We start from the raw sequence: 15,028 nt of genomic DNA, 5'->3' as shown, positions 1-15,028 counted from the left end.
AGTTGGAGTGTCGTACTCAACGTGAGAAGTTGCGATTGTGATACCGCGCTCACGCTCTTCTGGAGCGTTATCGATAGATGCGAAGTCTTTCGCTTCACCGCCGTACACTTTAGCTAGAGTAGTACAGATTGCAGCAGTTAGAGTTGTTTTACCGTGGTCAACGTGGCCGATAGTACCAACGTTAACGTGCGGTTTAGTACGTTCAAATTTTTCTTTAGACACGATCGTGTTCCTTCCTAGTTATGATTCGCCACGATCCGAATTGATCGAGACGCGCCAGAATTTGCTATTTTATGCGCCAACGCATGTCAGCGCAATATTTGGACGCATTGATCTTTAAAAAAAGCTAGACTTTTTTTCAGTTCAAGGCGTTTATACGTAACCACGGTCCGCCATGATTTTATCTGCAAAGTTTTTCGGTACTTCAGCGTACTCGTTAAACTCCATAGAGTAAGACGCACGGCCCTGAGTTGCAGAGCGAAGATCAGTTGCGTAACCAAACATCTCAGATAGTGGTACTTGAGCGCGGATGATCTTAATACCAGCCACACCATCGTCCATACCTTCGATCATACCGCGACGGCGGTTAAGGTCACCAACAACATCACCCATCCAATCTTCAGGAGTGGTTACTTCAACATTCATCATTGGCTCAAGAAGAACAGGCTGTGCTTCTAATGAACCCTTCTTGAATGCCATCGAGCCAGCGATCTTAAACGCCATCTCGTTAGAGTCAACATCGTGGTAAGAACCATCAAACAGAGTGGCTTTAATATCTAGTACAGGATAACCCGCTAGAACACCGCTGTTCATTTGCTCTTCGATACCTTTCGCTACCGAGCTGATGTATTCCTTAGGAACAACACCACCCACAATTTCGTCAACAAAGACAAAACCTTCGCCAGGTTCAGATGGCTCCAGTTTGATCCATACGTGACCATACTGACCACGACCACCAGATTGACGTACAAATTTACCTTCCACTTCCGCGTTGCCACGGATTGTTTCACGGTACGCAACCTGAGGTTTACCAACATTACAGTCAACGCTGAATTCACGTTTCATACGATCAACGATGATATCTAGGTGAAGCTCACCCATACCAGAGATCAGTGTCTGACCTGTTTCGTCGTCCGTTTCTACGCGGAATGATGGGTCTTCTGCCGCTAGTTTACCTAGAGCAATACCCATCTTCTCTTGATCGGCAACAGAGCGAGGCTCTACCGCGATCTGAATTACCGGATCAGGGAACTCCATGCGTTCCAGAATCACTTTGTGGTTCTGGTCACATAGCGTATCGCCTGTTGTCACGTCTTTAAGGCCGATTGCTGCTGCAATATCGCCCGCGCGAACTTCTTTAATTTCGTCACGCTTGTTTGAGTGCATCTGTACGATACGACCAAAGCGTTCTTTCTTCTGCTTCACAGAGTTGTAGACTGCGTCACCAGAGTTCACCACACCAGAGTAAACACGCATAAAGGTCAGCGTACCTACGAATGGGTCAGTTGCGATCTTGAATGCTAATGCTGAGAACGGTTCGTTGTCGTCTGCATGACGTTCAACTTCTTTCTCGTTGTCATCCACACCTTTAATCGCTGGAACGTCGATTGGCGATGGCAAGAATTCAACCACTGCATCGAGTACCGCTTGAACACCTTTGTTCTTGAACGCACTACCACAAGTGGCCAGTACGATTTCGTTATTTAGTGTGCGTGTACGCAGTGCTTGCTTGATTTCAGCTTCCGTTAGTTCGCCTTCTTCAAGATACTTGTCCATTAGCTCTTCGCTAGCTTCTGCCGCTGACTCAACTAGGTTGTTGTGCCACTCTTCAGCAAGCTCTTGCATGTCTGCTGGAATCTCTTCGTAAGTGAAGGTTGTACCTTGGTCAGCTTCACTCCAGTTGATCATTTTCATCTTGATTAGGTCAATAACACCCTTGAAGTCATCTTCCGCACCAACGTTAAGTTGGATAGGAACAGGGTTCGCACCAAGACGGTTTTTGATTTGATCAACAACGCGTAGGAAGTCAGCACCTGCACGGTCCATTTTGTTAACAAATACCATACGAGGAACGTGGTACTTGTCAGCTTGACGCCATACAGTTTCAGATTGAGGTTCAACACCCGATGAACCACAGAACACAACAACGGCACCATCAAGTACGCGCAGTGAACGCTCTACTTCGATCGTGAAATCAACGTGTCCAGGAGTATCGATAATGTTGATGCGGTGGTCTTGGAATTGTGCATCCATACCACGCCAGAAAGTTGTGGTTGCCGCAGAGGTGATTGTGATACCACGCTCTTGCTCTTGCTCCATCCAGTCCATGGTAGCAGCGCCATCGTGAACTTCACCGATTTTATGAGAAAGACCAGTATAGAACAGAATACGTTCACTTGTGGTTGTTTTACCTGCGTCTACGTGAGCGACGATACCAATATTACGGTAGCGCTCAATAGGTGTTTTACGAGCCACGATTGAATCCTCTTGAATTAGGGACTATTGCTATTTCTAGGCAGTTTTTATCCATAATAGACCAATTTTCACAGGCCCTAGATATAGCAATAGTTCCTAGGCTTGCGCATAGGAACTAGAGTAGCGCCGCGAGGGTTCCCGCGGCACTGAAAGGTATTACCAACGGTAATGTGCGAACGCTTTGTTTGCGTCAGCCATGCGGTGAACGTCTTCACGTTTCTTAACCGCAGTACCTTTGTTCTCAGACGCGTCTAGCATTTCAGCAGCTAGGCGTTGAGCCATAGATTTTTCACCACGCTTGCGCGCAGCTTCAACCAACCAACGCATAGCAAGTGCGTTACGGCGAACCGGACGTACTTCTACAGGTACTTGGTAAGTTGAACCACCTACACGGCGAGATTTAACCTCTACCGCTGGGCGAACATTTTCAAGAGCTTCTTCAAATACAGCTAAGTGATCTTTACCAGATTTCTCAGCCATTGCATCTAGTGCAGTGTAAACAATTTTCTCTGCAGTAGATTTCTTACCGTCAACCATTAGGATGTTAACGAATTTTGCCAGCAGTTCAGATTTGAACTTTGGATCTGGAAGGATCTTACGCTGACCGATGACGCGACGACGTGGCATGGATTTTCTCCGTTGTCTTCTTCAGGTTATCCAAAACTTTTCAGTTTCTTCAAAAATTAAAAATAATTTAGTGTTTGGCCTTACTTAACGGATACCATTAAGATTTTGGACGCTTAACACCGTACTTAGAACGACCTTGCTTACGGTCGTTAACGCCAGCACAGTCTAGTGCGCCGCGAACTGTGTGGTAACGTACACCCGGAAGGTCTTTTACACGACCGCCACGGATTAGAACAACTGAGTGCTCTTGAAGGTTGTGACCTTCACCACCGATGTACGAAGTCACTTCGAAGCCGTTCGTTAGACGAACACGACATACTTTACGAAGTGCTGAGTTAGGTTTTTTAGGTGTAGTAGTGTAAACACGAGTACATACACCACGTTTTTGTGGACACGCTTCTAGTGCAGGCACGTTGCTTTTAACAACTTGCTTTGCACGAGGCTTACGTACCAACTGGTTAATAGTTGCCATTAACTAGCTCCTGATTTACTTGAAAGTAAGCTTTGTGAAAAATCTATCCCTAACTGCCAGTGGCACTTAGGGACGCAAAATTCTATTCAGAGGTGAGAGGTGTGTCAAGAAATATACGGATCTTTTTTGCTCAATTTTGGCGAAATAAGTGTAAAAGGAAAACGACACGGGATAGTGGGGAAATGAAACTATTCCCACGTAACAGAATTGGGCTGCTCAGCGGTCAGTTCAACAAAGCCTTCAAAGTCCACTCGCTCAAGCGAAGGGCTGATTCGATTGGCGATACCACGTGCCTCAATATCTGCCTCTAGCACAGATGTATTGAGTCCTTTCACACGAGGGAAAGCAGCGTGCTGCGGGTTTGCGGCATAGACGGCTTGCTCCACCAGCAGTACTTTGTCTGTTTCAGTAGCCACTCGGCTCACATCTTCTAGTGCTTGAACCGTTTTAACGATATGTAACATAGAACACCTAAAAGGTAAGGACTTTATCTGCTTGATGAAGTTGAGCACTCAACGCTAATGGATCAAGTGGCTGAGCCGCAATGACTAAGTCAGCTTGCGCTAGCCCTCTTTCTAATAGCGAGGTCTCACATACATAGACTTGCTCGATGTCGTAAAGGTCAAAGAGCTTCAGCATTGGTGAGTAGTCTTTACTAAGAATCTCCGCGGTTTGCTGGCCAAGCAGCAGTTGATATACCCCATCGCCCATAAATACGACACTAATGTCTTCACAGTACGCTGAAGCAGCAAGCAGTGCATCAACCCCTTCACGTCCTGCTGACGAGCTATGGGGTGCACTACGGAATAGATAAGTTAGCTGACTCAAAACTGTACCACTCGATCTTGAACTAACATCGCCTCAGCCAAACTGCCAAGCCCTGCTTGATGAAACCCTTCTGCTAAGTTGCTTTGCGCCAAACCATGCTGGCTAGCTTCATCTTGACTCACCACACCTCGACGCAGGGCTGCCGCAACACAAGTTTCCAAACGTACATTGTGCTCTGTAGATAAGGTTTGCCATGCCGTGACTAAGTCAAACTCATCATTGGCCGGCACCGTAAGCGCACTGCCATTGGTGACACCATCTTGATAGAAAAACACGCTAACCAATGAATGCCCTTTCGCAATCAGCGCCTTCGCGAACTGATACGCGCTTCTCGCGGACTGACTGCCGTAGACGGGACCATTCACCACCAAGGTGTAAGTCAAACCACTCACTTTTCGTCATCCTCAGTTTTACGCTGACGAATATAGAGGTAAACGGTGTGCTTAGAGATATTAAGACGATCAGCGACACGGTTAATTGCATCTTTAATGTCAAAGATACCTTTGTCGTATAGCTCCATCACAATCTGACGATTCTTAGTATTGTTCGAGACCGATTTGTCAGCATTGATTTCTTCAATGGTGCGTTCAACGGTTTGGTCAACGAGTTCTTCAACATCGCTAGCGAAGTTAACCGATGATGCCGCTTGTTTTGCTTCTTCGGTCGGCATAAATGACTGCAATACTTGCGAGAAAGGTGCGTCAAGATTGACGTTCACACACAACAGACCAATAACTCGATTCTCACCATTACGGATGGCTACCGTAATAGATTTCATCAGTACCCCGCCCTTCGCGCGAGTAAAGTACGAACGAGAGAAGTTTCTTTCCGAGCCTTCGATGTCACGTAGCATTTTCAATGCTAAGTCTGTGATCGGAGAACCGACCTGACGACCCGTGTTTTCACCATTGGCAATTTTAATCGCCGACGTATTAAGATCTTCAAGTGAGTGCAGAACGATTTCACAAAACGGGCCAATTAGGCTCGCAATGCCATCAACGACTGCTTCATAAGATCTCAGAATGATTTTGTCATGCTCACTAAATGGCATCACATTGACAGATTCCATTTCGAGCAACATATCCGTGTTTACTGTTTCTGTAGTTGTCACTTCTTTAAGCCTTAGCGCGAAAAATCAACAAATTGGTGTAAGTTTATCAGAAATTTTGATAAGCACACCTAGCTAACCCACTATCTAGTGATTTAGAACAAAAAATTGCTTTATTACATTGTGCAATTTCTCGCAATAAAAAAGGCCTGGCAAAAACCAGACCTTTTAAAATCAGTGATTAAGGCTTACTGAACCGCTTCTTCACCGTTATCGATTTTTAGCAGCTCAACTTCAAATACTAGTGTTGAGTTAGCTGGAATCGTTGGCGTATCTTGTTCACCGTACGCAAGCTCTGGTGGGATAACAAACTTGAACTTAGAACCCACAGGCATTAGTTGAACGCCTTCTGTCCAACCTGGGATAACGCGGTTTAGTGGGAAAGTCGCTGGTTCACCACGATCGTATGAGCTATCAAACTGAGTACCGTCGATCAACGTACCTTTGTAATGAACTTGAACTGTATCGGTATCTTTTGGTTGCTCACCTTCAGCAGGGGTCATTACTTGGTAAAGTAGACCAGTGTCAGTCTTCTTAACACCTTCTTGCTTTTCAAACTCAGCGCGGAAATCAGCACCTTCTTGCTTAGCCGCCGCTGCTTTTTCAGCCGCTTGCTTTTGCATAGTTTCAGCAACACGCTTGTCTAGTGCTTCTAGTGCCGCGCGAGTTTCTTCTTCGTTAAGCTCTGGGTTACCGGCAAATACGTGCTCGATACCTTTAAGAACAAGATCTTTGTTTAGCGTGATGCCAATTTCGTTTGGCTTGTCTAGGCTAGTGCTTAGGTAGTTAGCAAAAGAGACACCAATCGCGTATGCCGCTTTGTCATCTTCTGTTGCAAAAGAAACCGTCTTAGCTGTTTCTGCTTGCACTTGCTCTGCCGCTGGTGCTGTTTCTGCTTTTGGTTCTTCTTCTTTTTGACAGCCAACAGCGAGTGCAACAGTTGCAGCAAGCAGTGACACTTTAAAAATCGATTTCATTTAACTCTCCAATTGAGACTTTTGTCTTTGTGCACAAATCTTTAAGAAACACTGGTACACATTTGAATGTTGTACCAATATAACCAATATGCGTCTTAATTAAACGTAAACAAGCGGATATTTGGACTTAATGCGTATAATTTTTAACTCAATAATCATCACGATTGTCATTACAGCGTTAAATGGGTGTTTTTTCTCCGCTCAAGACAGCCAGCGATGGACTATCGAACCTAAAGGCACCACCAGCTTTGCATTAAGCCGCGATGCTCGTTTCGCCCTTCTTTACTCTAAAGAACACCAACTTGTTTTATGGGATCTGGATGAAAGCCAAGAGCTCGCTTCATTGGGCGCTCAAGATCCCCAATCCAGTACTGTTTCACGTATCCGAATTTCAGATAATGGCCGCTTTGCGGTTACCGCGACACAGATCAACTTCGCAGTCTGGGACCTGGCTTGGACACAAGCTGAAGGACTTTGGTCAATTTCCGACGGCTTAATCCGCGATGTTGATATTGCCAGTAATGGCGGTCAAGTGCTGCTTGGTCTATCCAATGGCAAAGCAATCTACGTCAACTTAGTCACCGGTCGCCGCTTAGAGTTCCTTGCCCACAATGAAAAAGTCAATTCGGTTGCCCTTTCTCCCAACGGGCGGTTTGCTCTCTCAGGCGGTAATGACTACAAAGCACACCTGTGGGATACCAATACCGGACAGATATTAAAAACCTTTGAACATGAACAGAGAGTGAACCGAGTCGCCCTGCATCGCGATGGTAAATATGCTTTCACGTCTGACGGAGGTAACCAAGCGATTGTCTGGGATCTCACCACTGGAGAAGAAATGTCTCGACTACGCAGCTTCTCTCGCCAACTGATTTTCTCAACTGCTCGCTTTTCAGATGATGGTCAATACCTTGTTACCGGAACTCCATCGAGCCGTATCATGGTCTGGGATACTCACACGGGTAAGCGAGTTGATGGATTTGAAGCTGAACCACTAAAAGATACTCGCCCTCCACGCGCAGTGGTGTATGATGCTGCCTTTGATAGCCAAAACCGAGTGATCTCGGGGACATCGGCTGGTATCGCCCAAGCTTGGGATGTGGATTATTAACAGCAAAGATCAGTGAGCCATGACAGAAAAGCGAGTTGAACAATTAGAAAGCCGCGTGAATGACCTAGAGTGTCAATTGGCTTTCCAAGAGCAGACCATTGAAGAGTTGAACGATGCGCTTAGTCAGCAGCAATTGTTGATCTCAAAAATGCAGGACCAAATGAAATACGTGGTGGGTAAAGTGAAAAACATGGACACCTCAAACGTGGAAAACCCTGCCAATGAGCCGCCACCACCTCATTACTAAGCTCTACAAACTAGCCAAACACATAGGCAATGACGGCTCCAGCAACCACTAAACAGCCACCAATTCGACGTAACTGATTGTCCGGCTGTTGACTGAGTTGCGCGACCATATTGCGCCAACCGTTGGGAGCGATCAGTGGGCCAAGTCCTTCAACAATAAGTACTAGGCCAAAGGCAAGCCATAAAGAGTTCGACATAGATTTCCTACCATAAAAAAATAAAGGCTCCATTAAGGAGCCTTTATACTATCAGAGTTTATTTACTTCGCTTCTGCGCCAGTCGCGTTATTCATGTACTGGAAGAAGTCACTCTTCGGATCCAATACTAGGATATCGCTCTTATCGCTGAATGATTTCTCGTAAGCTTTAAGAGAACGCATAAAGCTAAAGAATTCTGGGTCTTTGTTGTAAGCATCCGAGTAGATTTTCGCAGATTTCGCATCCGCTTCACCTCGTGTTACACGTGCAGTCTTGTCTGCTTCTGCTAGAACTGTTGCCACTTCTAGATCAGCTTGTGCACGAATAACTTCTGCCTTCTCACGACCTTGAGAACGGTGCTTACGCGCAACAGATTCACGCTCAGCTCTCATACGGCGGTAGATAGACTCACTGATTTCGTCAGGTAGGTTGATTTTCTTCATACGGAAATCAACGATCTCTACACCCAAGTCTTTCATTGCACTATCTGTAGTGCCGACAAGAACGTTCTCCATAATTTGGTCACGCTCACCGTCCACTTCTAGCGCTTCTAAAGCTGCTTCAGTTGTCACTTCTTCGCTGTCTGCACTGTCAGGAAGTACATCTTTGTTACGCGGGCCAGAAACAATCTGCTTGATCTCACGAGCACCAATTTCAGAACGTAGTACGTCGGTGACTTTACGTTCAAGTAGCGCTTCCGCTGTCAACGTATTACCACCACCAGTGGTTAGGTAGTAACGACCGAAGTCTGAAATACGCCACTTAACGTAAGTATCGATCAGCACGTCTTTTTTCTCAGACGTAACGAAACGGTCAGAACGGCTATCCATTGTTTGGATACGCGCATCTAGCGTTTTCACACGATCGAATAGCGGCATCTTAAAATGCAAGCCTGGCTCGTAGATTCTTGATACGCCGTTATCATCAAGAACACGACCAAATCGAATCACCAATCCACGCTCACCCTCTTGAATCACGAATACTGACATTAGCAGTAGAACAATGGTAACGACTAATACAGGGATCATTAACTTACGCATTCTTAATATCTCCCTTGACGTGAACCAGTTGAACGAGATTGCGAGTCTGAAGTTGTCTCATTTGTCTGAGTTTCTAGCTCAATTTGATCGTATGCAGAAGAAGACTTCGTGCTACGTTTGGTTTGAGTCTTACCTTCACCAGCTAACTTATCGATTGGTAAGTAAAGCAGGTTGCCACTTGATTCAGAATCAATCAGAACCTTAGAAGTGCTACTGTAGACTTCTTCCATCGTGTCTAGGTATAGACGATTACGAGTAACTTCAGGTGCTGCTTGGTATTCAGGAAGTAGCTTCTCAAACTGCGCTACTTGACCAAGTGCTTCATTCACTACGCGCTCAGAGTAACCCAGTGCCTCTTTCTTCAAACGCTCAGCTCGACCCGTCGCTTTTGGAAGAATATCGTTACGGTAAGCTTCCGCTTCACGCTCAAAACGCTCTTCATCCTCACGCGCTGCGATAGCATCATCGAATGCGTCTTTAACTTGCTCAGGTGGACGTGCAGACTGGAAGTTGACGTCAACAATGACGACACCCATATCGTAGCTGTCTACGATTTCATTTAACGTTTCCTGAGTGCTTTGACGAATTTGCTGACGACCCGTCGTCAGGATGCTATCCATCAGAGAGTCACCAATCACTGCACGAAGCGCAGAGTCGGTCGCTTGGCGTAAGCTGTCGTCTGCGTTGGTTACGCGGAATAGATATTTGTACGGGTCAGCAACACGGTACTGAACATCCATCGCAACCGTAACTACGTTTTCATCTTTAGTCAGCATTAGACCTGATGAACGCAGTGAGCGAATCGCCTGTACGTTAACCGGTGACACTTCATCAATGAAGCGCGGACGCCAGTTTAGACCAGGATCGACAACGCGATCGTATTTACCGAGACGTAGCACTACGCCACGCTCTGCTTCACCGATAGTGTAAAAGCCAGCGAAGAACCAAATTGCTATTGCGATTGCTGCGATAACACCAAAACCTAGTGCTCCGCCACCGCCAATAGACGATCCTTTACCGCCTTTACCACCACCAAACTTTCCACCCAGTTTCTGACTCAGTTTATTAAACACTTCGTCTAAGTCTGGCGGTCCTTGATCACGGCCACCTTTGTTACCACGATTGTTATTACCCCAAGGGTCATTATCGCGGCCATTGTTGCCGTTGTTATTACCAGGCTCATTCCACGCCATTAGAAAGCTCCATCATTTGATATGACGTTATACTGTAGCAGTCATTTAAGTAACTATAAAGTCACGTAAAACTGCCCCTTCTCTTTTTTCAAGTCTAGACCAATCCACTTGTTGCATGCGAACATTAATCAACAAGTTACCTTCCTGGTCATATTCTTCTCGTTGAATACATTTCATCTGGAAGAATGTACTACGAATTCGCCCTTGATGTTGTGGCGGGATTCGCAATTGATACTGAACCATTTGACTCGCGAGACGCTCCGTCAACGCATCAAACAACAGTTCAATACCTATGCCTTCCATAGCAGAAACCCAAACAGCGCGAGGAATTCCTTCCTCATCACGTTCTATACGAGGTTTCTGGTCTTCTAGATTATCAATCTTGTTCATGACAACCAGAGTCGGTACCTCATGGGCATCGATCTCTTCTAGCACTTCATGAACAGCTTGAATATTCTCACGAAAACGGTCGTCGCTGGCATCTACAACATGTAACAAAATGTCAGCTTCTTGAGTTTCTTGCAGTGTTGCTTTAAATGCAGCAACAAGATCGTGCGGAAGGTGACGAATAAACCCTACCGTATCGGCTAAGATTGCCGGGCCAACATCCGCTAGCTCTATTTTACGTAACGTGGGGTCTAGTGTGGCAAACAATTGGTCTGCGGCATAAACGCCCGCTTCTGTAATACGGTTAAATAGGGTCGACTTACCTGCGTTGGTATAACCCACTAAGGAAACAGTCGGGATTTCCGCTCGATTTCGAGCACGGCGACCTTGTTCACGCTGTTTAGCCACTTTCTCTAAACGGCGCAGTATCGCTTTAATACGATCACGCAATAGACGTCGGTCAGTTTCTAACTGAGTTTCACCTGGACCACGTAAACCGATACCACCTTTCTGTCTTTCAAGGTGCGTCCAGCCACGGATCAATCGGGTTGAGATATGGCGAAGCTGAGCAAGCTCAACCTGCAATTTACCTTCATGAGTTCGGGCGCGTTGAGCAAAGATATCGAGGATCAAACCAGTACGGTCAACCACACGGCACTTACACAACTGTTCGAGGTTACGTTCTTGGGCAGGAGAGAGGGCGTGATTAAAAATCACAATATCAGCGCCAGATAACTGCACAGCCTGCGCAATTTCTTGAGCCTTACCCTCTCCGACATAGTATTTAGGGTGCGGAGACTGGCGACTTCCAGTTACAACTTGTAACGCAGAAACGCCAGCTGAAGAGACCAACATCTCAAACTCGCTGAGATCTTCCCACTCCCCTTCTTGCGTGAAGTTGATATGAACAAGTACGGCTCGCTCACCGGCTTCATAACGGTCAAACAAGCAATCAACTCCTTACAAACAAATATGGTAATTCAGAGAATTAATCTTCTGATTTCTCTTGCTGACGATCACCTTGAGGACGATCACCGCTGTGGTGGCTCACTGGACGAGCAGGAACTACCGTAGAAATAGCGTGCTTGTACACCATTTGGTTAACAGTGTTTTTCAGCAAGATAACAAACTGATCAAATGATTCGATCTGACCTTGTAGTTTAATTCCGTTTACAAGGTAGATAGATACTGGAATACGTTCGCGACGTAATGCATTTAAGAATGGGTCTTGTAGAGATTGCCCCTTAGCCATTTTTATTTTCCTTATTTTGTAATTTTGTTTTAGTTATTTAGCTAGTGGTGCGCTGCATTAAAAGATGCGGCCTTTGCTCTGAGCTAAACGAATAAAATAACACCCTGTCGCTACTTGTTATGACGGCTTTGAAGCGAAATTTCAAGTAACAGATCCTTTACAGGGCACATTCACGCAAAAGCGATCACATTATACACAGCTAAAACCTTCAGATGCTATGGCATTTGAGACAGTTTCTAGCGCGTGTTCAATGTTTTCACTATCTAACCAAGTTAAATCATCCCAGCTGCGTAACCAGGTGATTTGTCGCTTGGCCAATTGACGGGTTGCACAGACGCCCTTAAAAATGGCTTCATCTAACGTGCAGTTCCCATCCAAATAGTCCCACATCTGCCTATAACCGACACAACGAATTGAAGGTAGATCTGGGTGAAGATCATCGCGAGCATATAGCACACGCATTTCATCTTCAAAACCCGCTTCGATCATCTTCTCGTAGCGCAGCTCAATTCGGCGATGGAGCTCTGCCCTTTCCTTGGGAGCTATTGCAAACTGTTTAACTCGATACGGCAGGCTTTCGCCCTTAGTTTGAGTTAACTCAGTAAGAGTTTTACCTGAAATTCGATGAACTTCCAATGCCCTAGACAATCTTTGTGGATCATTCGGGTGGATTCGCTCTGCTGAGACAGGATCAATCTCTTTTAACTGATCGTGTAATTTATCCCAACCTAAAGCTAAAGCTTCTTGCTCTATCTGTTGGCGAATTTCAGTATCTGCGGCTGGTAGTGGCGATAACCCTTCCAGTAACGCTTTGTAGTAAAGCATGGTGCCACCGACGAGGAGTGGGATCTTGCCTTGCTCTACAATTTTATTCATTTCATTCAGCGCATCACGACGAAAATCAGCAGCAGAATAGGCTTCACTAGGATCAAGAATGTCGATCAAGCGATGTGGCGCTTGGGCTTGTTCCTCGGCATCAGGTTTTGCCGTACCAATATCCATTCCTTTGTAGATCAGTGCCGAATCAACTGAAATGATCTCTACTGGAAATTTCTGGCGTAAACGAATCGCAAGATCCGTTTTTCCTGACGCTGTTGGCCCCATTAAAAATAGAGCTAAAGGTAATTCTGTGTTGTTCATAATTCTAACGCTGCAATCGTTGCAGAAAAATCTACTGGCTTGACAAAGGTTTGGTCACTAAGTGGAAGTCTTCCTTGCCACAATTGCTCTACATCAGCAATGATCTGGATGGCTTCCGACAAAGTGTAGTCACTTTTTACCTGAGTAATATGATCACTAAGCCATTTTGCTAACTGGGTATGTGACAACGGCTGTGAAGCGGCTTGACACGAGACCGCGTAAGATAGCAGATCTGGCACCAGTTGTTGCAAGTTTTGTTGCCTCAAAGGTTGGGGCACGCCCATAACCATCAGCGCCTTATTACCGCGTGCTTTTAGCTCAATGCCGAATGTATCGAGCGTTGGCTGAAGCGCTTGTGCAACTTCCAGCAAAGCGTCATCTAACTTAACCGACAAAGGAACCAATAACGGTTGGCTTTTTAAATTGCCTTCGCGCGTCGACAATTGACCATTAACCCTCAGCCACTCTGCTTTAGCAAGGTTAACTAAACGCGTTCCTTGCTTATCTGCCATCACAAGATATCGACCTTGTACGACATGGATTGCTTTTCCTAACGATTCGACAACCTGAGTGTCAACTTGTTCATTTGAAATTATTTTTGCCGTTGGGATTTGCGCTTTTTCCGCTTCTGCGATCTCCGGAGTTTGGAGTAATTCCTGATAGGCTTTCACTTCCTGCTTACTCGGTGCAGGTTCGCTATAGCGCTCAGTGACTCTTGGCTTGTTTAGCGGGCGAGATTCTTGCCATTCATTTCTTGGCTGCGCTTCACGCACACTCTCTCGACTCTCGGCATAATCGGCTTTACCAGGATAAGAGGGCACTGACTCAATTGCGCGATATTCTTGTTGAGACGTACGACTTTCCACTTCACGAGGTGCAGAAATGGGCTCTGGCTCATCCGTTGGAATTGATGGCTGTTCTACATGGAATGCAGACGCAGTTTGCTCTGGCTTATCAATATGGGCACTTTGAGCCAAGGCATCACTCAGCGCTTGGTAGATGAAGTCATGCACAAGACGCGCTTGATGGAAGCGAACTTCATGCTTGGCAGGATGCACATTGACATCGACTTGATGTGGATCGAGTTCGATAAAGAGCACATATGTCGCAAACTGATCGGGGCGAAGGCTAGTCTCATAGCTTTGGCGAATCGCGTGATTGATCAGTTTGTCACGCATCATGCGACCATTAACGTAACAGTATTGCAGATCGCTTTGCTGACGAGCGCCCTCTGGCGTGGTGATCCAACCATGCAGTTTGAGCCCTTGATGCTCTAGCTCTATTTTAAGCATATTACGCACAAAGGCGTTGCCACACACAGCTGCAATCCGCTTTTCTGCCTGTGCCTCAGTTTTCGCCGCGCGATACTGTTTAATGAGTTTACCGTTGTGTCTAAGATTGATCGTAACGTCGAAGCGGCTCAGCGCAATCCGTTTCAATAACTCATCTATATGGGTAAATTCGGTTTTTTCTGTACGTAGAAACTTGCGCCTCGCTGGCGTATTGAAGAACAGATCAAGCACTTCAACCGTGGTACCAATAGGATGGGCAGCAGGCTGAAGCTTAACCAGCATCTCACGACCTTCACTGTACGCTGACCATGCTTGCTCTTGCGTCGCGGGTCTTGAGGTCATGGTTAAACGAGCAACAGAACTGATACTCGCTAAGGCTTCACCACGAAAGCCTAAGCTAATGATCGCTTCCAGATCGTCAAGGGTGTGAATCTTCGACGTGGCATGTCGACTTAACGCCAGACCTAACTCATCTTTGACGATCCCTTTGCCATTGTCGCGCACACGGATCAGCTTGGCGCCGCCCTTCTCGATATCAATATCAATGCGTGTTGCGCCAGAGTCTAAGCTATTTTCCACCAACTCTTTGACTACAGAAGCGGGTCTTTCTACCACTTCACCCGCCGCGATTTGGTTGGCAAGGCGCGCAGGAAGGATCTTAATCGTCACGTCTGGCACTCACT

18 protein-coding genes are annotated in these 15,028 nt (G+C 46.1%); 2 read left to right on the top strand and 16 right to left on the bottom strand.

Annotated features, from left to right (window positions below):
- The 9 genes from AC5O63_RS22270 to fkpA form a co-directional block, all read right to left on the bottom strand.
- On the bottom strand, nt 1-222 hold a 222-nt coding region (locus tag AC5O63_RS22270), incomplete at its 3' end, for a GTP-binding protein (RefSeq protein ID WP_232950780.1).
- 150 nt (nt 223-372) lie between these two features.
- Nucleotides 373-2,475 (bottom strand): elongation factor G, encoded by a 2,103-nt coding sequence (fusA, locus tag AC5O63_RS22265; protein ID WP_171326156.1) that lies wholly within the window; start codon nt 2,473-2,475, stop codon nt 373-375.
- A gap of 156 nt (nt 2,476-2,631) precedes the next feature.
- Nucleotides 2,632-3,102: a 30S ribosomal protein S7 gene (gene rpsG / locus AC5O63_RS22260; protein ID WP_004415829.1), complete on the bottom strand. Its 471-nt coding sequence runs from the start codon at nt 3,100-3,102 to the stop codon at nt 2,632-2,634.
- 97 nt (nt 3,103-3,199) lie between these two features.
- Nucleotides 3,200-3,574, bottom strand: a complete 375-nt coding sequence (gene rpsL / locus AC5O63_RS22255) for a 30S ribosomal protein S12 (RefSeq protein ID WP_004399892.1) — start codon at nt 3,572-3,574, stop codon at nt 3,200-3,202.
- Between the two features lie 188 nt (nt 3,575-3,762).
- The gene (tusB, locus tag AC5O63_RS22250; protein ID WP_494506272.1) at nt 3,763-4,038 is read right to left on the bottom strand and encodes a sulfurtransferase complex subunit TusB; all 276 of its coding nucleotides are present in this window, start codon (nt 4,036-4,038) and stop codon (nt 3,763-3,765) included.
- 7 nt (nt 4,039-4,045) lie between these two features.
- Nucleotides 4,046-4,402 (bottom strand): sulfurtransferase complex subunit TusC, encoded by a 357-nt coding sequence (gene tusC / locus AC5O63_RS22245; RefSeq protein ID WP_004743176.1) that lies wholly within the window; start codon nt 4,400-4,402, stop codon nt 4,046-4,048.
- On the bottom strand, nt 4,399-4,794 hold the full coding sequence (gene tusD, locus AC5O63_RS22240) for a sulfurtransferase complex subunit TusD (protein ID WP_494506271.1): 396 nt from the start codon (nt 4,792-4,794) through the stop codon (nt 4,399-4,401). Before tusD ends, tusC begins: the two co-directional genes overlap by 4 nt.
- Entirely contained in the window at nt 4,791-5,513 is a 723-nt protein-coding gene (locus AC5O63_RS22235; RefSeq protein WP_004743174.1) for a helix-turn-helix transcriptional regulator, read from the bottom strand. Before AC5O63_RS22235 ends, tusD begins: the two co-directional genes overlap by 4 nt.
- 185 nt (nt 5,514-5,698) lie before the next feature.
- A complete protein-coding gene (gene fkpA / locus AC5O63_RS22230; RefSeq protein WP_004743173.1) occupies nt 5,699-6,487 on the bottom strand; it encodes an FKBP-type peptidyl-prolyl cis-trans isomerase in 789 nt (262 codons plus the stop codon).
- Between the two features lie 130 nt (nt 6,488-6,617).
- Here fkpA and AC5O63_RS22225 point away from each other — a divergent pair, with 130 nt between their 5' ends.
- Both AC5O63_RS22225 and AC5O63_RS22220 read left to right on the top strand, forming a co-directional pair.
- Nucleotides 6,618-7,598 carry a WD40 repeat domain-containing protein gene (locus AC5O63_RS22225; RefSeq protein ID WP_494506270.1) on the top strand — a complete coding sequence of 327 codons (981 nt, stop codon included), beginning with the start codon at nt 6,618-6,620 and terminating at the stop codon, nt 7,596-7,598.
- 19 nt (nt 7,599-7,617) lie between these two features.
- Nucleotides 7,618-7,845, top strand: coding sequence for a SlyX family protein (locus AC5O63_RS22220; protein ID WP_004743171.1), 228 nt, complete (start codon nt 7,618-7,620; stop codon nt 7,843-7,845).
- A gap of 10 nt (nt 7,846-7,855) precedes the next feature.
- Here AC5O63_RS22220 and AC5O63_RS22215 read toward each other — a convergent pair whose 3' ends face one another.
- From AC5O63_RS22215 to mutL, 7 genes are all read right to left on the bottom strand, one after another.
- Nucleotides 7,856-8,041, bottom strand: a complete 186-nt coding sequence (locus tag AC5O63_RS22215; RefSeq protein WP_004743170.1) for a DUF2065 domain-containing protein — start codon at nt 8,039-8,041, stop codon at nt 7,856-7,858.
- A gap of 62 nt (nt 8,042-8,103) precedes the next feature.
- Nucleotides 8,104-9,081, bottom strand: coding sequence for a protease modulator HflC (hflC, locus tag AC5O63_RS22210; RefSeq protein WP_239854663.1), 978 nt, complete (start codon nt 9,079-9,081; stop codon nt 8,104-8,106).
- A 2-nt stretch (nt 9,082-9,083) separates the two neighbouring features.
- Nucleotides 9,084-10,274, bottom strand: coding sequence for an FtsH protease activity modulator HflK (hflK, locus tag AC5O63_RS22205; RefSeq protein WP_004749061.1), 1,191 nt, complete (start codon nt 10,272-10,274; stop codon nt 9,084-9,086).
- A gap of 45 nt (nt 10,275-10,319) precedes the next feature.
- A complete protein-coding gene (gene hflX, locus AC5O63_RS22200; RefSeq protein WP_367939123.1) occupies nt 10,320-11,609 on the bottom strand; it encodes a ribosome rescue GTPase HflX in 1,290 nt (429 codons plus the stop codon).
- 40 nt (nt 11,610-11,649) lie between these two features.
- Nucleotides 11,650-11,913 (bottom strand): RNA chaperone Hfq, encoded by a 264-nt coding sequence (hfq, locus tag AC5O63_RS22195; protein WP_004743153.1) that lies wholly within the window; start codon nt 11,911-11,913, stop codon nt 11,650-11,652.
- Between the two features lie 189 nt (nt 11,914-12,102).
- Entirely contained in the window at nt 12,103-13,053 is a 951-nt protein-coding gene (miaA, locus tag AC5O63_RS22190) for a tRNA (adenosine(37)-N6)-dimethylallyltransferase MiaA (RefSeq protein ID WP_494506269.1), read from the bottom strand.
- Entirely contained in the window at nt 13,050-15,014 is a 1,965-nt protein-coding gene (mutL, locus tag AC5O63_RS22185; protein ID WP_494506268.1) for a DNA mismatch repair endonuclease MutL, read from the bottom strand. The genes miaA and mutL overlap by 4 nt, the downstream gene beginning before the upstream one ends.
- Between the last annotated feature and the right edge of the window lie 14 nt (nt 15,015-15,028).

Source organism: Vibrio sp. SCP2, from assembly GCF_059295395.1.
This window is presented reverse-complemented; position numbering and strand designations above follow the sequence as displayed.

What these genes read in the sequence shown, in the direction of transcription:
- tusB (WP_494506272.1), bottom strand. Translation starts at nt 4,038, where the DNA reads ATGTTACATATCGTTAAAACGGTTCAAGCACTAGAAGATGTGAGCCGA.
- AC5O63_RS22220 (WP_004743171.1), top strand. Translation starts at nt 7,618, where the DNA reads ATGACAGAAAAGCGAGTTGAACAATTAGAAAGCCGCGTGAATGACCTA.
- hflC (WP_239854663.1), bottom strand. Translation starts at nt 9,081, where the DNA reads ATGCGTAAGTTAATGATCCCTGTATTAGTCGTTACCATTGTTCTACTG.
- fkpA (WP_004743173.1), bottom strand. Translation starts at nt 6,487, where the DNA reads ATGAAATCGATTTTTAAAGTGTCACTGCTTGCTGCAACTGTTGCACTC.
- miaA (WP_494506269.1), bottom strand. Translation starts at nt 13,053, where the DNA reads ATGAACAACACAGAATTACCTTTAGCTCTATTTTTAATGGGGCCAACA.
- hfq (WP_004743153.1), bottom strand. Translation starts at nt 11,913, where the DNA reads ATGGCTAAGGGGCAATCTCTACAAGACCCATTCTTAAATGCATTACGT.
- hflK (WP_004749061.1), bottom strand. Translation starts at nt 10,274, where the DNA reads ATGGCGTGGAATGAGCCTGGTAATAACAACGGCAACAATGGCCGCGAT.
- rpsL (WP_004399892.1), bottom strand. Translation starts at nt 3,574, where the DNA reads ATGGCAACTATTAACCAGTTGGTACGTAAGCCTCGTGCAAAGCAAGTT.
- AC5O63_RS22215 (WP_004743170.1), bottom strand. Translation starts at nt 8,041, where the DNA reads ATGTCGAACTCTTTATGGCTTGCCTTTGGCCTAGTACTTATTGTTGAA.
- rpsG (WP_004415829.1), bottom strand. Translation starts at nt 3,102, where the DNA reads ATGCCACGTCGTCGCGTCATCGGTCAGCGTAAGATCCTTCCAGATCCA.
- AC5O63_RS22225 (WP_494506270.1), top strand. Translation starts at nt 6,618, where the DNA reads ATGCGTATAATTTTTAACTCAATAATCATCACGATTGTCATTACAGCG.